Source organism: Flammeovirga aprica JL-4 (assembly GCF_012844305.1).
Classification (GTDB): Bacteria; Bacteroidota; Bacteroidia; order Cytophagales; family Flammeovirgaceae; genus Flammeovirga; species Flammeovirga aprica.
This window is the reverse complement of record NZ_JABANE010000032.1, coordinates 19909-44141: the sequence shown is the minus strand read 5'-3', so window position 1 is coordinate 44141 and position 24233 is coordinate 19909. Positions and strand designations below refer to the sequence as shown.

Here is a 24233-nt window from a genome sequence, read left to right as displayed (position 1 = left end):
CAAGCTACATTAGAACAAATAAGATTTCAAATCAAATATTATAATTGTGTCCACAATCAAAGTTGAATTTTCACACGAAGTTAAAGTAGGCATTTTCGCAACTATCTCGGCCTTCGTGCTTTACTTCGGTTATAACTTCTTAAAAGGGATTGACATTTTTTCAAATCAAAATACTTTTTATGTCGAATACCCAAGCGCCGCAGACCTACAGGTCTCTAATAATGTCACCATAAACGGTTACATAGTTGGAAGAGTATCTAGTATGGAGCTATTACAAAATCAAAATAATATGGTAAAAGTGACTTTAGATATCAATGAAGATATTAAAGTTTACAAAAATACTGTTGCTATAATTGCAGACAAAGGAATGCTCGGTGACAAACAAATTATCTTAAGAACTGAAGGTGAAGGAGAGCTTGCTCCACCGGAAACTACCCTTGCTGGAGGTGTAGAAAACGGCATGGTTGCAGCAATCGTTGATAAATTAGATCCGCTTTTTGCAAGTCTAGAGGCTACTCTTGATACTGCAAAAGGAATGATGTCTCAATTTAGAGTGGCTGGCGCTACTGCTGACTCTACTCTAATGTCGGCAAAGTCCATCATGAGAAAAGTTGACAATGGAGGTTTAGACAAAACTTTATACAATTTACAAGTGATGTCGAGTGAATTTTCTGCTGCTTCTAAAAAGTTAGAACCTATCTTAGCAAAAATGGATCATTTAGCAGATTCATTAAATGACGCTCCTTTGGCACAGACAGTAAAAGAAGCACAGCAATTACTGGCTTCTGCAAATACTACTCTGCAAAACGTCAACGATCCGAACGGCACAGTAGGTGCATTACTGACAGAAAGAGAACTTCATGATCAGATGGTGAGAACAATGGCTGATTTAGATTCATTGTTTATTGATTTCCAAGAACACCCAAAGCGTTATATCCACTTCTCTGTTTTTGGAAAGAAAGACAAAGCACCGAAGGAGAAGAAAAAGAAATAGGCTGAAAACTTAAGTATCAATGAATAATAAGCTTTTATTATTTCTTCTTATTATTCTTTGATTACAATCATTAAAAATTATGAGGAACTTATAGTAAGTTAATTTTGCTTTAGTACTTATATTTAGAAAAAATTAAACAATAAATAAATGATTACAGGTAGTGAGTTAATTACGCTCGTAAGAGACGCGGACTTTTTTAGTGAAATGCAAGCCCTTAAGAAGGATTTCTTGAAAGTGGACCCTGCATTTATGGACCTAAGTGATGATGACTTTATTTCTATCATTTTAATCACTCCATCCATCGGTATTGCATTAGCCAACGGCAGTGTAAGTCATTATGAAGAAATTACTTTAAGAAGAAAAGCACGCAAGCTTTCAAGAAGAAGTTTCTTCCAGAAAAATGACCCCCTTGCTCCTGCATTAAAATACCTTTCATACAACTTCTCTGAGTGGGAAAATCGTTTTTATAAATTGATTAAAATAACGATGCACTCTTCTTTAAAAGAGAACAATGTTGTTTTGGAAACATTGAAAAACCCTGACTCTTTAACAGGTGATTTAAAAAGAGATATCTTAAATGCTCCTTTCATCTTTGTTAAATTCATTTCTTTCTTATTTATGGAAGAGGATGACGATTTACTTAATGAAAGAGCAATTACAGAAGTGGAATTAGAGAAGATTAAAGAAATTGGTCTTGCATTAGAATTGGACAATGTGCCGATCTTTAATGCCTTCTGCCAGTCTTTTGTCGTTAGATCTGGTTCGCTGATTGAAGAATAAAGAGAAGTTTCAGTACTCAAATGCTGATTCACTCAGAAAGCCTTACACCTCTATCTCATTGGTTGTAAGGCTTTTTATGTTATTAAAGCTCATTATATTGAAATTTTTCAAAAAGAGAATATGTATTTATGACGCTTTCAAGTAATTTTGCAGTATGAGTACAGAAGCCATTGAAATATTAAACGACTACAAATTACGTAGAACTACAGGAAGAATCAGCATTATCAATATTTTCAGAGATAGTAATATCGCCTTGAGTGAAAACATTATCGAAGAAAAACTGATAGGTTTATGTGACCGTGCTACTATTTACCGTACTCTCAAAACATTTATAGAGGTAGGTATTTTACATAGAGTGATTGATGAAAACTCAATTGTGAAATATGCTATGTGCAATACAGAGCATTGCTCGCACTCACACCACAGTCATGATCATGTGCACTTCAAATGCCAAGTATGCGGCAATACTGAATGCATGGATGATTTGCAAATTACTCCTGTAAAACTTCCTGAAGGATATACTTCTAAGGAAACCAACTACTTAATCATTGGCACTTGTAAAAATTGCAACTAGCAGACTATTTTTTTTATTCCTTATGCAACCCTGAGTATCTTAAGCTGTCTTTAAAGTAAACAAAGCAAAAACTTATGACAGCGATAATAGAAAGATGCAAAGAGGGCGATAGAAAAGCTCAATTTGAACTCTATCAGCAATATTCAAAAGCAATGTATAATATATGTGTCCGCATCATCAACAACCTTGAAGAAGCGGAAGACATACTGCAGGAAGCCTTTCTAAGTGCTTTTAGAAATCTAGACCAGTTTAAAGGGACTTCTTCTTTTGGTTCATGGCTCAAAAGAATTGTTGTGAACCACTCCATCAACCATGTAAAAAAGAGACGTCTTGAACTTGTGGAAATGGAAGAAGGACGAATTCCTGACCATTTGGACAATGAGGGCGAACAAGACATTGATTTGATATTGAATATTGACAGAATCCGAGAAGCTATTCAACTATTGCCTGACGGTTATCGCATTGTTTTTTCTTTGTATTTATTGGAAGGATATGACCACAAGGAAATATCCCAAATTTTGAACATCAGTGAATCAGCTTCTAAGTCACAGTACAGCAGAGCGAAAAAGAAACTGAAAGATATTTTAAAAGTATCACTCTAAATTCTCTTTACTATGGATAAAATTGAAAAATTCATCCTTGAAAATAGAGGAAAGTTAGATGCCTTAACACCCTCTGATGGATGTAATCAAAGATTTGAAGAAATATTAAACGACAACCTTGAAAAAGAGGTGGTCCGTTTGAGATCTGACATAAAAAACTATCATCAACCTTCAGACAAAATCTGGTCAAGGATTGAAAAAGAACTCCGCAATGAGCCACTTCAGGAACAGCAGATTGACGAAGTGATTCAAAATTCTTCTCTTAATAAATTTGATGCCCCAAAAGGTCTTTGGGATAAAATTGAAAACGCGTTAGATGAAGAAGAAAAAGAAAATACACCCCAACAGGAGACCAAAGAAGTAAAATTACTTTTCAGCAAACAGTGGTTATCTGTAGCGGCAGTATTAATTATTGGCGTAGGTATTGGGTGGTTTGGCAATAGTAATTTTAATACTGTTGATGAATCTACCCCCGTTGCTTCTCAAAATTCAGAATGGGAACAGGCAGAAGATTATTACATGACGCTTATTTCTAATAAAAAAATGCAGATCAATGCATTAGACTTTGAAGACATTAAGCTACTTGACGATTTCAGTGTTCAATTAAAACACCTTCAACGAAACTACAAGGCGTTGAAAAAAGAGGCATCAACAAGTGCTGAACCAGAGATTGTAAGAAAACAAATGGTGATCAATCTTGAGCTTCAAATTGAGCTCCTAAACAAACAAATGGAAATTATTATCAACTCTACTAAACCAAAGAGGAATCATGAAGAAAAACAACAATATAGTATATAATACAGCGATTCTTTTCTTGCTGTCCGTGACATTAGCGTTTGGGCAACAGCCAAATTTGAAGGAAAAAAAGATAAATGAAACTTTTAGTAAAATAGATGAAACATCACTTATTACCATTGAAAATAAGTTTGGTGATGTAATTCTTGAAACCTCAAAGGATCAAAAAAATGTTGAAGTTGAAGTCGTTATACAAGCTTGGCACTCTTCGGAGAAAAAAGCGTTAGCACTGTTAGAAGAAATCAGAGTGGTCAATCAATCTTCAGGACGCAATGTTCATTTTGAAACTATTGTTCCAAGCAGTACAAATATCAATAACAAAAAAGGGTTTAAAATCATTTATAACATTTCTGCTCCTCAAGACATCAATATCGATTTTCATAATAAATACGGGTCAATTACCACTGAAAGCATTAATGGCTCTTCAGTACTGGACGTTGCTTATGGCTCATTAAAAACTAAAGACCTTAATGGATCATCGAATGAAATTAAAATCAGTTACGGAAGCGGTGATATTGATTTTATTGAGAAAGGAGAAGTTAGATCACGTTACCTTGGCAAATTGAACATAGGTCAAGCCAACAAGCTAGAAATAGATGATAAATACGGAAACATAAGTATTGGTACTGCTGGCTCAATTGAAGGTGAAAGTGCTTACTCTAATTTTGAGATCAATACCTTAAGAAATTCTCTTAATTACGAAGCCGATTATGGCAGTATCAAAGTGGAAGAAGTGGCAAGCTCTTTTGTGGAAATCAATGCTGAGACCGCATACGGCTCTATCAAGATTGGTTTTGAAGAAAACACACCTTTCCAATTTAGTGCAGCAACAAGGTACGGTAGTTTTAAGAATAATGCTGACGGTGTAGAAATCAACAAATCAATTGAGCACAATACTTCAGCTGAATATGCCGGTTATAGGATAAAGAAAGATTCTGATAAGAAAATTTATGTCAAATCCGCTTACGGAAGTATAAAATTCAACTAAAACTGAATTGATTATAAAAAAAATAGAAATCAGAGACCTCCTTTTGCACAAAAAGGGGGTCTTTGTTTTAGCAAATACCTAATTGATATATTTATGGCAGAAAGAAGCTGATTTCACTTTGCATCACTTTTTTCATGCACTTTTTTTTGACTAGGTACTTATTCTGTTATTTTTACGCTAAATTTTTACTGGATACAAAAAAATATGAATTGTACCGAAATTTTAATAGTCCCTAAATCAATAGATTACAAACTTTTTGGAGACAAAGCCACTTATTCCTTTTTATTTAAGGGTACACAAATCTAGTTTTGCAGTTATGTTAAGAAAGAAGATCATACTAGCTTGTGCAATTTTAGGTACATTTTCCTTCTCTTGTTCTAAGTTTTCGAAAATATCAAAGAGTAGAGACATCAACGAAAAATACGATGCCGCTCTAAATTATTATGACAATAAAGACTTCTATAAAGCATCTGTTTTATTTGAAGACATTATGGGTGCATTTGTTGGTGCGGCCGAATATGAGAAAATCCAATTTTATTATGCTTACAGTCAATACGAGCAAAAGCAGTATTTAATTGCTTCTCATCACTTCAAGAGTTTTTACGAAACGTATAACCGAAGCCCGTTTGCAGAGGAGGCCCTTTTTATGAATGGTTATTCTTTGTATAAAGATACACCTGATTACAACCTGGATCAGTCGGGTACTGAAACAGCGATTGAAGAACTTCAGAACTTCATCAACAGATATCCTACAAGCCAATATGCTAAGCAATGTAACGACTTAATTGATGAATTGAGAGCAAGATTGGAATTAAAAGCTTTTGAAATTTCAAAGCAGTATTCTCACTTGCGTTATTATAAAGCGGCGGCAATTGCTTATGACAACTTTATGAAGGATTACCCTGACTCAGATTTCAAACCTGAAGTAATGTATAAGAAAATGGAAGCTGAATATGAGTTAGCTAAAATTTCTGTTTTCGACAAACAACAGGAAAGATATGAGGAGTCTTTAAAAACGTATAAAAAGTTCGGAGAAAGATACTCTAGCACTAGCCCATATGCTGATGCTCAAAAGCTGAAAACAACTGTAGACAAAGACTTGAAAAAGCACTTGCAGAAGAAAGCGGCATGGGAGAAAGAGAAAGCCAAAATTGAAGCGGAAGCAGCTGCTGGTAAAATCACAAAGGCAGAAGCAGAAAAGCTGGAAGAGCAAGGACCTAAGGAGTCTAAAAGAGATAAAAGAAAGAGAGCAAAGAATTTAGAACAAACGCAGGAAGCGGAAAGAGGAGACAAATAATTTGCTGTCAATCATCAAAAGAAGCCATCTAATTTAATTAGGTGGCTTTTTTATTGTAAATAGTACTCTTTTTCGTTTGAATTATTCAGAGAAATAAGACATATTTAATGCCTGAGTATTAAAGAGCATGTTTTGACCTGTTTTTTTAGAGGAGAAACATGTGCTGAACAAACTTTCTCAAGTAGTACTTTAAAGTACAAAACTGACAAATTTCGTCGTTCTTCACATTCCTACTACTTTTGTTGGAATTTTTTAAATCAAGTTATGCTAAAGTATACGTTATATTTTTTCTTATTAATTACAACTTCTCAATTATTTTATGGATGTGCGAATTCACCTTTTGGGAAGAAATCAGACTTAACCAAGGAAGAAAAAATCATCAGTATTGATGGAAACAACATCTCCAAAGAAAATTTTATTTATCTCTATGAGAAAAACTACGTGAATGATAGTGCGTTTTATTCTCAAAACAGCATAGACAACTATCTGGAGTTATTTATCAATTTCAAATTGAAAGTAGCTGAGGCTGTTGACTTAGGATACGACACGCTCCCTGATTTCAAATCAGAGTACAAAATGTATCTGCATCAGTTAGAGGAACCTTACCTTACTGAGTCTGTTTTCAATGACAGTCTGGTAAAGCAAGCATATGAAAGACAAAAAATTGAGGTCAATGCCTCTCACCTCTTGATCAAAGTAGAAGAAAATGCTTCTCCTGAAGATACTTTAACTGCTTACAACAAGGTTCTGTCGATCAAAAAAGAACTTCAAGAAGGTAAAGATTTTGAAGAATTAGCTTTCAAATATTCTGAAGATCCTTCGGCCAAGAGAAATAAAGGAAACTTAGGGTACTTCACATCGCTTCAGATGGTTTACCCGTTTGAAGAAGCCGCATTCAACACTCCTATTGATAGCGTATCTGATGTGGTTAAAACACGTTTTGGTTATCACCTGCTAAAGGTAAACGACAAAAGAGAACGTTTCGGGAATCTTCAGGTACAGCATATCATGATCAACAGTGGTCCTAGAGATACGGAAGAGAAAAAGAAAGAAGCAAAAGAAAAAGTATTCAGCATTTATGACAGTCTTCAAAATGGCGGTGACTGGAATACGTTGTGTGCTAATTTCTCTGATGACAAACGTTCTTCTAGTCAGGAAGGTGTTTTACCTCCGGTTAGCGAAGTGCGCTTCCCACCTCAGTTCTTAGAAGGTGTAAGTTCTTTAGAAAAAATTGGAGACACTTCTGTTCCTGTTCAAACTGATTTCGGGTGGCACATTATCCGTTTGTATAAAAAAGAGCCAGTTGCTCCTTATGAAACATTGTACCCTACTCTAGTCAGTAAAGTGAAAAAAGACAGTAGATCTCAGACAAGTAGAAAGGATTTCATCAAGAAATTAAAGAGAGATAACAATTATACTGTTGTTGATGAGAATAAATCATTAGCTTATTCTTTAGTAGATAGTTCTTATTTGAAGAATGAATGGAAGAAATCGGAGGAAATCAGCATCAAAGTGCTTAAGAAAAATGTATTTACGCTAAAAGGTAAAAATATCACTGTCAATGACTTCTTGGATTACTTGGTAGAACATGAAAAAGTATCTAAGAATGATGATTTGAAAGAGGTATTAGACAGTCATTTCAATAAATATTCAGAAATCGTTTTACTGGAAGTGGAGAAAAAGAACCTTCCTGAAAAATACCCTGAATACAAACACCTTGCACAAGAATACGAAGACGGCTTGTTGCTATTTAGAGTAATGGAAGATTGTGTTTGGAACAAAGCAAGCCAAGATACTAAAGGTTTAGAAGCTTATTATGAGGCCAACAAAAACAGTTATATGTGGGACACTAGAGCGGTAATGTCCATTTATAACACAGGAAGCAAGCAATTGATGAATGAAACAATTGAAATGCTGGATTCTAATTATTACCAAGTATATCCATCGGAAGTATCAGCTATCACTTTCAAGAAAAACAGTTCTTACCTCTATAAAAGTAGAATCAGCGACATCAAGAAGAGTGCTGAGGTACTGAAACAAGATAAATCTCTTTTTGTACTGTTGAATGTTGAAGTGAATAAAGGAGAGTATAAATCAATGAAGACGAAAAGACTTCAGAAAATCATTAACCAATATACTGCTAATGGCATTCCTGAAAATAGAATTAAATCTAATTTTGAAGAAGGAGCTGTAGGCGTTGTGGATGTAAAATACTACTCTACGAACACTGCAAATTTTGTAAAAGAGAAAAACAACAATAATAACTTATCAGTATCTTTTAAAGAGGGCACTTTCTCCAAAGATGAAATTCCTCATATGGATCATCTGAAAATGGAAAAAGGAAGATATACTTTTGAGGAGAACGACCGATTCTTTATTGTTGAAATCAAGGATATTTTAGCTCCAACCACAAAATCATTGGACGAATGTAAAGGCAGTGTGATTGCTGATTATCAAGAATACCTTGAGAAAAACTGGATCGAAGAGTTACATCAGAAGCATAATGTAGTGATTGATTCCGTTCAGTTGAATTCACTTTACAAACAAGAACAAAGCATATAATACTCATTCTTTGAATTTAATGTTAACAAACAGTAAATAGATTGCAAGTATATCTATACAGGCAAGCTGATTTCTTTGAAGAATGAACTTTGCACTCTAAATTAGAGCTAAATTCAGATTATAAATTAACATCAATTTCAAATTAAAATGGCAGCAGATATCGAGAGAAAAATTCTTGTGGTGGACGATGAGCCGGATATTGTAGAGATTTTAAGTTACAATTTACAGAAAGAGGGATATAACGTAAAGACCGCTAATGATGGAAAACAAGCGGTTGGCGTTGCTAAGGAGTTTCACCCTGAACTGATCATTTTAGATATTATGATGCCAGTGATGGATGGTGTTGAGGCGTGCAGACAAATCAAGGAGAATCCTGAATTGACTGATGCTCACGTAATCTTCTTGACAGCCCGTGCAGAAGAATATTCAGAAGTAGCCGCATTTGATGTGGGTGCTGATGATTATATTGTGAAGCCTGTAAAACCTAGAGCTTTGATGAAGAGAATTGAGTCGATTTTCAAAAGAAAGAACAAGTCTTCTTCTAAGAAAAAAGATGTCATCAATATTGATAAATTCTCAATTGACAAATCAAGCTATACATTATACATCGACGGTGAAGCGAAGACACTTCCTAAAAAAGAGTTTGAATTGCTTTACTTCTTAGCCGAAAGCCCTAATAAAGTATTCAACAGAGATGATCTTTTGAGAAACATTTGGGGTACTGATGTGTATGTTTTAGCAAGAACTGTTGATGTTCATATCAGAAGAGTAAGAGAAAAAATTGGAGAGGGATATATCAAAACTGTAAAAGGTGTTGGTTATAAATTCGAGATCTAAGAGGATGCTTCCTGTTAAATCTGACTCCAAATCAAACTTATAAATCAATAAACCTCATTTCCTATTATAGGTTATGAGGTTTTATTTTCAAGAATCATTTTATGTTTTTCAACGCCAGATCAGTTTCATTATTACTAGCCCTTTGTATTGGCGGTATTACAGGCGCCTTTCTTTCCATAACAACGGGCATTGAGCACACCGGCATTCTGGTGGGAATGCTTATTTCCTTTTCATCATCATTCCTCCTCACCTACTTTGTTTTAGAATTTATCTTTTTCAAAGAAGTTGGAAATATACACCGTCAGATTCACGAACTAAGAAACAAACAGATTTCATCTCCAGACACTTTCAACTTAATGCAAAAAGAGAAAAACCCTATCTCTGGCATTAAGTCGCAGATTAAAAATTACGCGGAGATGAAAGAAGAGGAAATTGCACAGCTGAAACAGATGGAGCAATACAGAAAAGAGTTTCTGGCCAATATTTCACACGAACTGAAAACACCCATTTTCGCTACTCAAGGCTTTATACTCACCCTGCTGGATGGCGCTATTGACGACAAGAAAGTAAGAGACCGTTTTCTTAAAAAAGCCGCTAAATCCCTGAACTCATTAAATATCCTTGTGGAAGACCTTTTGACCGTTTCTAAGATTGAAGCTGGTGAAATTTCTATGGAATTTGAGGAGTTTGATTTGCAGGTAATGATCGTTGATGTATTAGAACAAGTAGAGCAAAAAGCAGAAAAGAAAAATATTCTTGTTACTTTAGAGGTGCCAAATGATGACCCTATCTATGTTGACGCAGATTACAACCGCCTAAAACAGGTGGTAATCAACTTAGTTGTTAACGGAATTAAGTATAATAACAAAAATGGTTTTGTTAAAGTAATTTTGCAAGTCAATGAAGATACAGTAAGTGTTCATGTTAAAGACAATGGCATTGGCATTCCATTAGAAGATCAAAACAGACTCTTTGAAAGGTTCTACAGAGTTGAGAAAAGTAGAACGAAAAAACAAGGGGGATCTGGATTGGGATTGGCCATTTGTAAGCATATTCTGGAAAGACATGACACCGTCATCACATTGGAAAGTGAAGAAGAAAAAGGTTCAACTTTTTCTTTCGATTTAAAGTTATCCAAAGAAGTAGACAATGAAGATTCCGAATTTTAAGAAGTGGATCATTTTTGAAAATGACAATTATATTTTAGTCAATAAACCTCCTTATATATCATCACTAGAAGATAGAGATAAAACACTACCTACTGTTTACCAAGAAGCCAAAAAATATGGGGGAGACACTCAATTGTGCCACCGTTTGGACAAAGAAACTTCAGGTGTAATGGCCATTGCTAAAAATCCTGAAGCGTATAGAAACCTTGCCATTCAGTTTGAAAAAAGAGAGGTAGAAAAAATCTATCATGCCGTTGTTGATGGAGTAGAGAACTTTGAAGGAAACTTGATCGATAGAAATATTCTTGTTTCTGGAAGAGGAAATGTTAGAATTGATATAGAAGGCAAGCCTTCTCAGACTGTTGTCAAAACAGAAGAAATTTATAAGTTCCATTCCTTAGTGGCCTGTAAACCTCTTACGGGAAGAATGCACCAAATCCGTATTCACTTAGCGTATATCGGTTCTCCTATTATTTCTGACGAGGTCTATGGCGGTGAAAAGCCCTATTTATCTGTCATTAAAGGAAGAAAATTCAACTTGAAAAACAACACAGAAGAGCAGCCTTTGATGTCCCGTGTAGCACTTCATGCCAGGTCTTTGAAATTTAAAGATGTGGACGGAAGTGAAATTGCTATTGAAGCGGAATATCCTAAAGATATGAGGGCTGTTATTACTCAACTCAGAAAATATAAATAATATGATTTCTCCTTATTTTCAAGATCACATGGAGGGCAATGTCTGCTTTGGATGTGGTAAGAAAAACGACGATGGTTTACATATCAAAAGTTACTGGGAAGGAGATGAAGCACACTGTATCTGGAATGCTGAAGAGAAATACCACGGCTGGGCGAACCTCTTAAGTGGTGGTATTTTATCTACAATCATAGACTGTCACTGTATGGGAACTGCTATGGCCTATGCTTATAAGGCTGAAGGCAGAGCATTGGATTCAAAACCTTGGTACAGATTCGCAACAGGTACTTTGAATGTAAAATTCCTAAAGCCCACTCCTATTGCCGTTCCTATTAAACTTGTTGCAAAAGTAACAGAACATAAAGGCAAAAAGATAGTAATGACTTGTGAATCTTGGTCTGGAGATACGCTGACAGCTGTAGCTGATGTAGTGGCTATTCGTGTGTTTAACAGTGATGAAGCACAAGGCGAAAACCCTTTTATTGATTAATCTAGAAAACAATTTCAATGTTTAATATTACTCACCCTGAAATTGATAAATATATTGAGGAGGTTTCTACGGATGAAAATCCGATTCTTAAAGAATTAGACAGAGCCACTCACCTTCAAGAAAATATGCCTCACATGGTATCAGGACATCCTCAAGGGTTGTTCCTGACCATGTTAGCCAAAAGCATGAACGCCAAAAGTGTTCTTGAAATTGGTACTTTCACAGGATATGCCGCTATTGCTTTAGCTCAAGGCATGCCTGACAATGCAAAACTGCATACGATTGAAGTGGATGATGAAAAAGAAAGCATTATCCGTGAATACATCGGCAAAGCAAAGCTAGATCACATCATCGATCTTCATATCGGTAAAGCACTAGAAATCATCCCTGCATTAAATACTACTTTTGACATTGTATTTATTGATGCTGATAAGATGAACAATGACGCCTACTATGAACTTTGTCTTCCTTTGATTAGAGAAGGCGGTTTCCTGTTGATTGACAATGTGTTATGGAAAGGGAAAGTTGTTGATGCATCTGCAAATGATAAAATGACAAAGGCAATTAAAGAATTTAATGAAAAGGTAGCCTCTGATAATAGAGTACAAAGTTTCATTTTACCCCTTCGCGATGGTATTTTAATGGCTCAAAAATTGTAGATTTGTAAGAATATACTTATTTTTTAGCAAGAGTAATACAAAAAAATTATTTTTGCTCTAACGATTAAGTACTAAGACAGTCATAATTGGGAATTTTCAGATTATGATTTTGATACTGTTCCTATTGAATTCTAAACGCGTGATCTAAGTTTGCTTGTAAGATTCCAATAACAGAAAAAATCTCAATCGCCGATCAATACCCAATTCGTTTTATCTTATAACTCAAGGTGTAATAAATACCTCATTATGAAGAAAATATATACAGTTGGTTTCCTTTTGAGCGTGGGTGCAATGTTTAGCTCGTTTAATGGAATAACCTCTGAAATTAACACTAACAGTAACCCACAAGAAGCCATTTATCAATCCCCTCTTCAGGAAGATAATCCTTACCCTATCATTACGAATGTTCATTCTAAAATAGTTAACGGAGAGGAAATTACTCTTGTAGACGCCAATGGCATCTCTGCTTTTATTGCAGGCAAAAATCAGAACTTGCTTTTAATTGCTACATCATTAAATATTGATGTAAAAAAAATATACAAATATAACGACATGGATGCGTATGATGATCTGATGGAAGGTCATGTATACTATCTTAAAGCGAAAAAAGGAAAAGCTACCACAGCTACACATACTACTATTGATGAGAAAAACTTATGGGAAGTTTCTCAGAAATACGGTATCAAATTAAAAAAGCTAGCTAAGAAAAACAGAATGAAACCTGATGAGCCATTGGCAAGAGGCCGCGTTTTATTCTTACAGAAAACAAGACCAAAATCTGTACCTCCAAAGGTGATTGACATTCCTGAGGAAGTAAAAGAAGAGGTACAACCTGATTCTTCTTTAGTAGAAACAAAAACTGATGCTGCTACAGTCATTTCAATTGTGGCAACAGACAGCGTTCCTACACTTAATCCAAATTCCAAAACCCACACTGTACAGGATGGTGAAAGCGTATTTACCATTTCAAGAATGTACAATGTCACTATGCTGGACCTTAAAAACTGGAACAACATCGGTGACGACCTTTCTCTGGAAGAAGGACAAGTCTTAATTGTAGGAAAAGAAGAAGAGGAAAAGCCTGCGGAAGTAGTTGCGAAAGCTGACACGAATATTGCCGGTGATCAACCTGCCATTGAGGAAAAGTCATTCGACATCATCCCTCCTGCTGATACAGCCACTCCACAGCAACAAGCAGCAGCAAATATGCCGATCACTGTAGGTGGAGCGATTACCGTAGGTGCTACGAATAATGGAGCTACCACAGTAACGCCTGAACAACCTGCTGTTGATCCTTCATTAAACCAGCCTGCACTTGAGCAACCTGCAGCAGAACAACCTGCGGGCCCTCAAACTTATATCGTTCAAAAGGGAGAATTCTATTATGGAATCGCCAGAAAATTTGGTGTTACACCTAAAGAACTTCAAACTTGGAATGATAATAAAGATTTAAAACCGGGTGATGAGATTTTCGTTTCTAGTCCATCTTCTGGTCCTTCAGCAGCTGGAGTATATGCCGTAAGAGGAAATGCTTCAATTGATGCATCAGGGCCATATACTGGAGAGATTATTACTCACCCTACTCAAAGAGGTGAAACAGTAAAATCTATCGCCGCTACTTATGGTTTAACTGAAAACGATATTTATTTACAAAATAATAGCAGATTAAAGCCTGGTGATGAACCTAAGAACGGTATGCTTCTGCAAATTCCAATCGATAAAGCAAAAGGAGCTCAGAGTTATAATCAAGTTGCTCAAGCACAGCCACAAGCCAACACTTACAACAATGTGGCAGCTGAAAAACCATTGAACGCAGCCAACGAAACAGTAGTAAACACTACAGTTATTGCACCTGCTACAGCATCAGCTCCTGCCTCTGCATCTGTTAATACAAACGCATCTATGCACACTGTACAGAAAGGTGAAACACTTTTTGCCATTTCAAGAAAATACAGTGTTTATCATAAAGATTTGATCAAATGGAATAATTTACCTGCAAGTGGTGCCATTAACGAAGGTCAAACACTTCGACTTACTGCTCCTGAAGGCAACTTTAATACTGCTTCTGTATCAGAATCATCAGGTACGCAAGAAATTGCAGAATACCATGTAGTTGAAAAAGGAGATACTTTATTCTCTGTCTCAAGAAAGTACGGTGTTACAGTTAGTGCTATCAAAAATTTGAATGGCATGACTTCAAATGAAATTAAAATCGGACAACGATTACAAGTAAAATAAGGTCTCAAAACCTTTATGAAAAAAGCCTTGGTAATTTTTTATCAAGGCTTTTTTTTATGGATTTAAATTTAGAATTACATTCTAAAACACTTTTACAAAGTCTAACTTTTCCCATTTATTAGAGCATGTTTGATACATATCTCATTCATTGATTTGACGATAATATGTAAACTCTTAATTTTTTCGTGCAACTCTTTTCATTCAAATTCCAAGAACTTTGTAGGGTAATCAGATACTTATATTTCATTTATTTCAATCTTAAACTAAGAGAAATTCGTTATGATCACCCTATCCAAAAAACTTAGAAATCTATTTTTATTGCCTATAGTAAATATGCTCATGATTGGTTGTGAACAACCCATGGACCCTGTTATTGAAGATGTTCAGAATACTAAATCAATTCTCAATGAACACCAATGGTATCTCAATAACTTTGAATTAGTGACCAAAAGTGATGATATCGCCCCTCCTATTTTGTGGGGTGCACAATCAGATTTATTAAAACAAGGACATTATGATTTAGACGATATGGTCTATGACGTAGATGACATGCAAAATACAATTCATGAATTTACCGTTGATAGAGATATTACTACAACTAATGCTGAACTCGATTTTCTGACGGATAGTATTGGAAGATATTTTATTATTAATTCGAATAAAATCAGAATTACCAATGCTACGATCGATTTGAATTATGATTATCAATACAATGAAGAATTAAAGCACTTTACTTTACATGTCAATGAAGAAACTGCTTCTTCTGTCATTCAAGGTGCAAATGATAAATTACTGAAATACGCAGCAAATGGAACTCCTGAAAAGATTGCAGGGTTAATCACAACTTTATTGTATCATAATGAAACCATTCAGAAAGTAATTAATGATGCTCTTGTAGGATGGCTTGCCGGTAAAGGTAAATTTATTGAACATTTACCTCCAGAAGAAACCGCTGATAAAATCGCAGAGGAATTATTCAATTATCTTGAGTCATTAGGCTTAGAAGAAAAGCTTTCAGACGTTATCAAGCAAGAACTAGATAAAATCACTGATATTGATTCTGAAGAGGTTACTAAGAAAATCAGTACTGAAATTGTAAAATTAATCCATGATAGTTTAAGCAAAGACAATATCTACAACCTTATTTATCCAGAAATAGACAAAATAGTGGCTTCGCCAGAAGAAAGCGCTCAAGTTATTACAAATACAATTATGACACTCTTGGGTAAAATCTTATCAGAGGAGAATATCGATGCAATTGCTTCTAAAATATGGACTGAATTTACAACTTTAGATGAAGAAACAATTAATGGTGTTTCGGATCAAATTACAGTATTAATCGAAGATAAATGGATTAATGAGGACAATTTCTACAATCTTTTATTTCCAATTATTGAGAAGATCGAAGATACATCCATCTTAAAAATGGGAGAACTTGCACAAGAAGCCACTTTAAAAATTGAGGCAATAGTTAATCTTATTAATGCTACTTTTGATGGCATTGAATTAACGCCTGATTATGAATCAATGGAATCTACTTTAAAAACTGCTTTTATCGCTGCCAAACCTGTAATTTCTTTGAACGGCGGTGCTGAAAAAACTTCTCAAGAAATCAGCGCTTTAATCAAAAATCAATTCCTGAGTCATGACTTTATACAAAATACAATTGCAGGAGGAATTATGAAGCTTCAAGAAATTGATCATGCACAAGCGGTTCCAGTTATTCACTCACTGATAGATGCAATAGCAGAAATAGCCTCACCTGCAGTTTATGATTTCATTTCTTCAAAATTACTGATCATCATTGAAGATACAGATGCAGCCTATCTATCTTTCAAAATAGCCAATGCTGTCAATGAAGCGATAACAGGAATTATCAACGATGAAAGTGTATATCAATTCTTATATCCTGTTGTGGATGGTTTTGCAAATCTGAATACTAAATTAATATCGGATAAAATTGCCAATATGGTATTTGAATTAGACATTATCAAAGACAATATCAACCATGAAAATGTTAGTGGTTTGATTCAAAGCATTTTGATTGACATTCAAGAAACTGGTGTTGAAAATATCATACAGTCATTAGTGACTGCCATTGCTCAAGGAGATTTATTTAAAGAAGTGATTACAGAAGATAGAGTTTCACTAATCATCTCGCTCTACCTTTATAATTCGGCATATCAAGACATGAAAGTGGCCAATAACTTTACTTCAGCAACAATCACATTAGAACATAAATAAGCATTTAAGTACTAGGTCTCAATCGTCAATTTATTTTGTTCTGGTACTAGGTAGTCTCGATGTAATTCATCGGGGCTTTATTTGTGTAAATACAATGTTTGAAGTTGATCAAAATATGTAAATGAATAAAGATTTCCTGCAACTCTTTCCCTTTTCTAAAGCGGATATTTGTAACATAATCAATCACTCAAACATCCTGATTGATTCAACCTAAACATTTCAAATGTTGCTAAAGAAAATGAAAAATTTCAAAGTTAATTTTAAATCAAAAAAAACATCAAAAGTAAAATCTATTCTAGCTGTCGCTTTGGTTGCCCTTTTTGGATCTTCATCAGTTTTTGCTCAAGACAAAAATGCAGATGAAGAAATTGCCAAAAAATTAGCCAACCCTGTAGCCAGCCTAATTAGTGCTCCATTTCAAAATAATATGGACTTTGGTATTGGCGAACATGATGGTGCCAGACATACAATGAATGTTCAGCCTGTAGTTCCAATTAAACTAAGCAAGGACATCAACCTTATCACACGTATGGTATTACCAGTTGTACATCAGGATAATGTGACCGGATATGGTAATTCTGAATCTGGACTTGGTGATATGGTACTTAGTGGATTCTTTAGCCCTGCCAAAACAAAAAATGGTTTGATTTGGGGTATTGGTCCAGCATTTTTAGTACCATCAGCTACCAATAAAATGCTTGGAACAGGTAAGTTTGGTTTAGGACCAACATTCGTTGCATTGAAACAGCAGAATGCATTTACTTATGGTTTCCTAGTCAATCAAATCTGGAGTGTGGCAGGTGATGTTGCAAGAGCAGATGTCAACGAGTTTTACTTCCAGCCGTTTGCCACTTATAACTGGAAATCTGGTGCAGGTGCTTCAGCAATGATGGAATTAACACAAAATTGGATGGACAATTCTACTACAATCTGGATTACACCAAGTATTAGTGGAGTAGCTTCATTAGGTAAACAAAAAGTACAGTTATCAGCAGGTCCAAGGTTTAATGTTGCCGCTCCTGCCGCTCAAAAAGCGAAATACGGTTTTAGAGCATCGATTACGTTTATCTTCCCAGAATAGTAAATAAATTAACAGCAAAGTTGCATTATACACACACAACAAGTACCCTCCTAACACGAGGGTACTTTTTTATTTTATCCCTAATTTTCATAGTTTGATTTTGACCAAAATGTATAAATCATCAATCATTTCATGTAACTCTTTCACTTGTATAAGTAAGATATTTGTAATGTGATCAATGGGAATAAAATCCTAATTGATTTAATCCAAACATTATTCAATCATCTCTGCTACAAAAACATGGAAAAGAAAATTTTACAATTTGGTCTACTTGTTTTCTCATTATTTATCCTTTCAAATAATTCATACGGTCAAGGTGCTGTATCCAATATTGCTATTGACGATATATACCAACATTACACTGATAGTTTGAAACAAACTGAATATCCTTGGCATTATCCGATTATGGGATCAAAGCTTAGAAAAATGGGCTTTGACTTGCCTTTCCCAAATGGTTTAATGATCAATTATGCCTATTCAAAACAAGACCTTATGGTAAGCAACCTCAATGTAGGTTTAAAAGCCAACAATCTTTTAAATGTTGATGGTTTTGCCAGGTTTAATAATGTGACACCTCACGTTCAAGCGGTGTCAGCAAGGTATGATTTCTGGTTACTGCCTTTCCTAGACCTTTATGCTATTGGCGGTTATATTAAATCTGATACTGAAGTTGGATTAGGATTACCTTTCAATGCCAATTTCACAGCAAAAAGTGAAGGCCCTTCAGTAGGTTGGGGTACAGTGGTTGCTGGTGGTTTTGGTCCAATTGTACTTTCTGCCGATTTCACTCAAGTGTATACTTGGACTGGAAGTACTGATAAAGCGACTAAAACCAATGTTATCAATGCCAGAGTCGGGCACATGTTCCGTTGGAGGAAAAAGCCTTATAGAAATATTGTAGCCATGGTAGGTGTTCAATATTTAGGATTAAATAAATCAAGTGGAGGCTCAGTAAACATTGAAAAACTGGTGGGTATTACTCCTGAAGGAAAGCAAAGAGTAAGTCAGAATTTAGATACTTGGTATGGTCAATTAAACCCTACAGAACAACAAATCTTAGAACCTATTTACCAAGGTGCAAGTAATCTATTAAACAGTCCTGATCCCATGACCTTATATTATGAGTTTGACAAGGCTTTATATTACCCATGGAGTATGTCATTAGGTATTAACTACCAACACAATAAGAGATATCAGTTTACTGCTTTATATTCTTTCTTAGGAAGTAGAAACCAGATTGTGTTTGGCTTGAATTATAGATTCGGCTTTAAAGGTAAAAATGTAATGAAAGGGGTTACATTCTAATAATTTTGCTCTAGTTCTTATTTCAAGCAGACTATCATAAAGAAAATTACAACCAAAAGAGATGTCTTAACAGATGTCTCTTTTTTATTTTCTCACCTCAAAATCAAAGCACTAATAATTAAATAACTTTCATTTTTGTCAAGATGGCATTTTGAAGTGTTTTATCTCTGTGAAAGACTAAAAATTTAAGTAGTGTTAAATGTAACCCTACATAAAATTTTGTACCTTTGCCGGACTATAGAAATTGAAAAAATTTAGTAAAATAATATTATATAATTATGCCAGGAACGGAATATTTTGGTGCAGAAGAAAGAAAAGAAGTAAATGACGTATTAGAGTCAGGAATGCTTTTCAGATACAATCACGATGACCAACGTAACGGTCATTGGAAAGCTCGTGAATTTGAGCAATTATTTGAAGAATATACTGGTGCTAATCACGCTCACGCTGTATCAAGTGGTTCTGCCGCTGTAGCTTGTATGATGGCTGCTGCTGGAATCGGTCACGGTGATGAAGTGATCTGTACTCCTTTTACTTTTATTGCTCCTATTGAAGCAGTATTATTTGCTGGTGGTATTCCTGTATTTGCAGAAGTAGATGAAACGCTTAACTTAAGTGCTGCATCAATCGAAGCTGCAATTACACCAAGAACTAAAGCTGTTTTACTAATCCACATGTGTGGTGCTGCAGCAGATATGGATGGTATCCTTGCTGTTTGTAAAAAGCATAATATCAAACTTTTAGAAGATGCTGGACAAGCTTTAGGTGCTTTCTATAAAGGAAAACACGTAGGTTTATTCGGTGAGGCAGGTGCTGTTTCTTTTGACTTCTTCAAAATCACTACTGCAGGTGAAGGCGGTGTTTGTTTTACAAACGACAAAGCTAAATACGAAGTGATGGCACAGTTCTCTGATCACGGTCACTCGCATATTGGTGATAACAGAGGTATGGAAACTCACCCAGTATTAGGTTTCAACTACCGTTTAGGTGAATTGAACGCAGCAGTTGCAGTTGCGCAGATGCGTAAGTTGGAGATGATCCGTGCCAACAACAAAAAGAACAAAGCAATCTTGAAGGAAAGATTAAAGAATGAAGTTCCTTTCATTACTTTCCGTTGCCTACCTGACGAAGAAGGTGATTCAGCTACTTTCTTAAACTTCTTTATGGGAACTCCTGAGTTAGCAGCGAAAGCGGCGAAAGAAGTTCAAGGTGTAGCGTACTGGTACACGAACATGTATCACTTCATCAATCAGTGGGATCACTTAAAAGCCTTGAAATCTCCATACAAATTGGCGATTCATGACTATGAGCACCGTCAAGATTGGGAAAACCTTGAGCTTCCAAAATCACAAAATATCATTGGTAGATTATTGTCTATCGGTATCCGTGCTACTTGGACTGAAGAGGAAATCAATGCGTTTGCAGATCAACTAATTGCTCAATTGAAAAAGGTAGTAGAATAAGAAATCATGCATAAGAATTTTAAAAACATAGATAAAATCGTTTACGGCAAAGGTGCATTCAATCAAATTGATGACATTCTTGCTGCTAAGCGTGATGAGAACGATAAATTCATGGTTTTCATCGTAGATAAATATTTCGAAGGTAAAGAGCTTGCTGATCGTATTCCTGCACATGATGAGGATATGGTTTTCTTTGAAGACATTGATCAATACGAGCCTACTACAGATCAAGTAGACAACCTTCGTGATAAAATTCTTGCTGAGAAAGGTGTTCCTGCAGGTATCATCGGTATCGGTGGTGGTTCTATTATGGATATTGCTAAGGCGTTATCCCTAATGGTAACAAACGAAGGTTCTTCTCAATTGTACCAAGGATTAAACTTGGTAAAGAAGGCTGGTGTTTACCACATGGGTGTTCCTACAGTAGCAGGTACTGGTGCTGAATGTTCTATGACAGCAGTATTGACTGGTCCTGTGAAAAAATTAGGTTTGAAGTGTGACTGGACGGTATTCAACCAAGCTGTTCTTGACCCTGAGTTATTGAGCACTGTTGATACTAACCAATGGTTCTATACAGGTATGGATTGCTACATCCACTGTATAGAAGCAGAAAGCGGTCTTTACTTCAACGCTTACTCAAAAGCATATGGTGACCAAGCATTAGCACTTTGCCGTGAGGTTTACTTAGGCGATAACGCTGGTCAAAACTTAGAAAATGATGAAAAACTAATGATCGCTTCATTATTCGGCGGTCTTAGCTTAACATACTCTGAGGTGGGTGCATGTCACGCTTTATCTTATGGTTTATCTAAAATCTTAGGTACAAGACATGGTTATGCAAACTGTTTAGCCTTCTATCACTTAGAAGAATTCTATGGTGATGCTGTAAACGAATTCAAGTCAATGATTGAGAAGCACAATGTTGATCTTCCTCAAGGTCTTTCTAAAGAATGGTCTGAAGAAACAATTGATGCTATGGCTGAAGTTGCTTACAACCTTCCTCACATGTGGAACCACGCTATCGGTCTTGATTGGAAAGAGAAGTGGACAAAAGAGGATATCAAGAAATTATATAGAAGATTATAATCATCCATAATCTTTCAAGTTTGGGTAAGTCCGTATTTTTTTATGGGCTTACCTTTTTTATTATTTGTAAGCCACACACTAAACAAACGTTAACAATTGTATTAATCAACTATCAATCAATTACTTAAATCAATAAATTGTATTATTTAAATTTACAATTGCATTATTCAATCAACATCTAGTTCATATTAATATTATTTCTGCCTTTGATTTAATATCTTACCAATGTTTTTATGAGAATGCACACTTCCTAAGATGTGACCTTTTTAGATTTTTTATCGGACAATATACTTGTACATTACTATTCATCTATCGAAAACAATGATTGGATATAGACTTTTTTTATTTGTTACATTACTCATTCAATTACCAAGTGCATGGGCTTCTACTCCCTTTAATATTAGTGATCAAACAGAGGTTTTTATTGATGAAAAGCATGAATTTGACATTAATACTATTCAAAATAAATCTTTTAAAAAGTTTGAGGAAAAGGTTTTAAATTTTGGTAACAACAAGGCCATAATTTGGATCCGATTCAAACTTCCAAGTGATCTCCATGATCCAATTCTACATTTGAAAACAGCCTTAATTGAAGAGGTAAACCTTTACACTCCAATTGATGAAGCTGTGTATCTATTACAAGAAGATGGATACACTAAAAACTTCTTCAAAAAAGATTATAAAATCCCTAATACCTATTTTAACCTCAATAATGATTTCAATCCTGACAGGTATTTCTATTTAAAAATAAACGCCAATTACCTTCAGTTCTGGCTATATTATGGGTCATCAAAATCTTATATTCAATACATTTATGATACAAGTATCACAGATGGTATTTATTATGGATTTATACTGATCATGTTGATATACAACCTGTTTGTGTATTTCACAGCAAAAGACACCACTTATCTTTACTATGTAATTTATGTGTTAGCCATTGGTATGATGGTCGCTCACTTTCAAGGGCACGATGCACATATATGGGGCAGTTTCGGTTTTATTGCTGAAAGAGGACCTATGTGGCCTGCTGTTGCTGGACTCGCCTCGGTTTTATTTGGATATAAATTCTTAAAGATAAATGAGTCACTCCCTAAGTTAAAACTCTTTTACTTTATAGGTATTGGAGCATTTAGTGTGGCTATTATTGCGGTTATTTTTGGATTTAATATGATCTGTTCATTGATCAATCAGGTCAGTGGTTTCTTTGGAGCAGTAATCATGTTGTATTCTTCTATTGTACTGATCAAAAAAGGAAATAGAGAAGCACGCCTATTTTTAGTTGCCTTTAATTTTTATATCTGTGCTGCGCTAATCTTTGTTCTAGCTGGTGCTGATATTATTCCCTATAACAAATTTACGGATTATGCTTGGCAGATTGGATCAACTTTAGAGATGTTTTTCTTAGCCTTAGCTATTGGTCAAAAAATCAATCAGCTAGAACTGGAAAAGAATAATCTAATTCTGAATCAAAATAAAATACTTGAAGAAAAAGTAACTGAAAGAACTGAGGAACTCAATGCTACCAATGAAGAATTGAACGTTCTTGTAGAACAGGTTTTCCAACAAAATGAGATGATTAATAAGAAAAATAATGACTTGGAATCATCTATTAATTACGCTCATAGAATTCAAGACTCTATTCTTCCTACAAAAGATGAATTGAGTAATAATATTAGTTCTTATTTTATTTATTATAAGCCAAAAGATGTAGTAAGTGGTGATATTTATTGGTATAAAAAAATGAATAATTTCCATTATCTCGCCGCAGTAGATTGTACAGGACATGGCGTTCCTGGTGCATTTGTTTCTATGATGGCAGGAAACTCACTTAGGGAAATTATCACAGTATCAAAATCAACCTCACCTGATGAAATCTTAGATCAATTGGATGATCATGTGAAGAAAAATTTCAATCAAAGAAATAATAATAATAAAGAGGGAATGGACATTGCCCTTTGTATTTGGGATGATAAAAAAGAAAACCTTTATTATTCTGGAGCCAAAAATCCACTTGTTATATTGAAAAAAGACAAAAGCATTGAAATCATTAAAGGGGATAAAAAGTCAGTTGGCGGTAATATCCACCCGCATTATGATGCTATGAGATTTACTGCTCATCATATCCCAATAACAGATGAAATCGAAGGCTTTTATATTTTCTCCGATGGAATCCAAGATCAGTTTGGAGGTGAAAAAGGGAAAAAATTAATGAGACAAGGACTACTCAATATCATACAAGAAGGCAGAACTCTCTCTATGGAAGATCAGGGAGTTCAACTTGAAGAGGCAATTGAACGATGGAAAGGTGAACAAAAGCAAATTGACGATATGCTGTTAATTGGATTTTTACCATAAAAGTATTTATTTAAAGC

20 protein-coding genes are annotated in these 24233 nt (G+C 35.0%); all 20 read left to right on the top strand.

The annotated features are described in order from the left end of the window. The first annotated feature begins 46 nt into the window (after positions 1–46). The 20 genes from HHU12_RS13335 to HHU12_RS13240 all read left to right on the top strand — a co-directional run bounded on the left by HHU12_RS13335 (position 47) and on the right by HHU12_RS13240 (position 24216). Positions 47–994 carry an MlaD family protein gene (locus HHU12_RS13335; protein ID WP_169657242.1) on the top strand — a complete coding sequence of 316 codons (948 nt, stop codon included), beginning with the start codon at positions 47–49 and terminating at the stop codon, positions 992–994. A 147-nt stretch (positions 995–1141) separates the two neighbouring features. Further along, positions 1142–1774 carry a hypothetical protein gene (locus HHU12_RS13330; protein ID WP_169657241.1) on the top strand — a complete coding sequence of 211 codons (633 nt, stop codon included), beginning with the start codon at positions 1142–1144 and terminating at the stop codon, positions 1772–1774. 154 nt (positions 1775–1928) lie between these two features. Then, the gene (locus HHU12_RS13325; RefSeq protein WP_169657240.1) at positions 1929–2348 is read left to right on the top strand and encodes a Fur family transcriptional regulator; all 420 of its coding nucleotides are present in this window, start codon (positions 1929–1931) and stop codon (positions 2346–2348) included. Between the two features lie 74 nt (positions 2349–2422). Then, positions 2423–2950 (top strand): RNA polymerase sigma factor, encoded by a 528-nt coding sequence (locus HHU12_RS13320; protein WP_169657239.1) that lies wholly within the window; start codon positions 2423–2425, stop codon positions 2948–2950. Positions 2951–2962: 12 nt separating this feature from the next. Next, entirely contained in the window at positions 2963–3748 is a 786-nt protein-coding gene (locus tag HHU12_RS13315) for a hypothetical protein (protein WP_169657238.1), read from the top strand. Continuing rightward, positions 3720–4733 carry a DUF4097 family beta strand repeat-containing protein gene (locus HHU12_RS13310; RefSeq protein ID WP_169657237.1) on the top strand — a complete coding sequence of 338 codons (1014 nt, stop codon included), beginning with the start codon at positions 3720–3722 and terminating at the stop codon, positions 4731–4733. Before HHU12_RS13315 ends, HHU12_RS13310 begins: the two co-directional genes overlap by 29 nt. Positions 4734–5049: 316 nt before the next feature. After that, positions 5050–6030 carry an outer membrane protein assembly factor BamD gene (locus HHU12_RS13305; protein WP_169657236.1) on the top strand — a complete coding sequence of 327 codons (981 nt, stop codon included), beginning with the start codon at positions 5050–5052 and terminating at the stop codon, positions 6028–6030. A gap of 264 nt (positions 6031–6294) precedes the next feature. Continuing rightward, positions 6295–8592 carry a peptidylprolyl isomerase gene (locus HHU12_RS13300; protein WP_169657235.1) on the top strand — a complete coding sequence of 766 codons (2298 nt, stop codon included), beginning with the start codon at positions 6295–6297 and terminating at the stop codon, positions 8590–8592. Positions 8593–8739: 147 nt separating this feature from the next. Continuing rightward, positions 8740–9429, top strand: a complete 690-nt coding sequence (locus HHU12_RS13295) for a response regulator transcription factor (RefSeq protein ID WP_169657234.1) — start codon at positions 8740–8742, stop codon at positions 9427–9429. 101 nt (positions 9430–9530) lie between these two features. Beyond that, positions 9531–10598 (top strand): sensor histidine kinase, encoded by a 1068-nt coding sequence (locus HHU12_RS13290; RefSeq protein ID WP_169657233.1) that lies wholly within the window; start codon positions 9531–9533, stop codon positions 10596–10598. Then, positions 10579–11295 (top strand): RluA family pseudouridine synthase, encoded by a 717-nt coding sequence (locus HHU12_RS13285; protein ID WP_169657232.1) that lies wholly within the window; start codon positions 10579–10581, stop codon positions 11293–11295. The genes HHU12_RS13290 and HHU12_RS13285 overlap by 20 nt, the downstream gene beginning before the upstream one ends. A gap of 1 nt (position 11296) precedes the next feature. Further along, on the top strand, positions 11297–11782 hold the full coding sequence (locus HHU12_RS13280; RefSeq protein WP_169657231.1) for a PaaI family thioesterase: 486 nt from the start codon (positions 11297–11299) through the stop codon (positions 11780–11782). Positions 11783–11799: 17 nt separating this feature from the next. Continuing rightward, complete coding sequence (locus HHU12_RS13275; RefSeq protein ID WP_169657230.1) at positions 11800–12441, top strand: O-methyltransferase; 642 nt, start codon at positions 11800–11802, stop codon at positions 12439–12441. 246 nt (positions 12442–12687) lie between these two features. Next, the gene (locus HHU12_RS13270; protein WP_169657229.1) at positions 12688–14679 is read left to right on the top strand and encodes a LysM peptidoglycan-binding domain-containing protein; all 1992 of its coding nucleotides are present in this window, start codon (positions 12688–12690) and stop codon (positions 14677–14679) included. 279 nt (positions 14680–14958) lie between these two features. Continuing rightward, the gene (locus HHU12_RS13265) at positions 14959–16923 is read left to right on the top strand and encodes a hypothetical protein (RefSeq protein ID WP_205959879.1); all 1965 of its coding nucleotides are present in this window, start codon (positions 14959–14961) and stop codon (positions 16921–16923) included. A gap of 238 nt (positions 16924–17161) precedes the next feature. After that, complete coding sequence (locus HHU12_RS13260; RefSeq protein ID WP_169657227.1) at positions 17162–18004, top strand: hypothetical protein; 843 nt, start codon at positions 17162–17164, stop codon at positions 18002–18004. 240 nt (positions 18005–18244) lie between these two features. Further along, entirely contained in the window at positions 18245–19309 is a 1065-nt protein-coding gene (locus HHU12_RS13255) for a hypothetical protein (RefSeq protein WP_169657226.1), read from the top strand. A 278-nt stretch (positions 19310–19587) separates the two neighbouring features. Then, positions 19588–20772: a DegT/DnrJ/EryC1/StrS family aminotransferase gene (locus tag HHU12_RS13250; RefSeq protein ID WP_169657225.1), complete on the top strand. Its 1185-nt coding sequence runs from the start codon at positions 19588–19590 to the stop codon at positions 20770–20772. A 6-nt stretch (positions 20773–20778) separates the two neighbouring features. Next, the gene (locus tag HHU12_RS13245; RefSeq protein ID WP_062618039.1) at positions 20779–21858 is read left to right on the top strand and encodes an iron-containing alcohol dehydrogenase family protein; all 1080 of its coding nucleotides are present in this window, start codon (positions 20779–20781) and stop codon (positions 21856–21858) included. Positions 21859–22179: 321 nt separating this feature from the next. Further along, positions 22180–24216 carry a 7TM diverse intracellular signaling domain-containing protein gene (locus tag HHU12_RS13240; protein WP_169657224.1) on the top strand — a complete coding sequence of 679 codons (2037 nt, stop codon included), beginning with the start codon at positions 22180–22182 and terminating at the stop codon, positions 24214–24216. Positions 24217–24233: the final 17 nt, after the last annotated feature.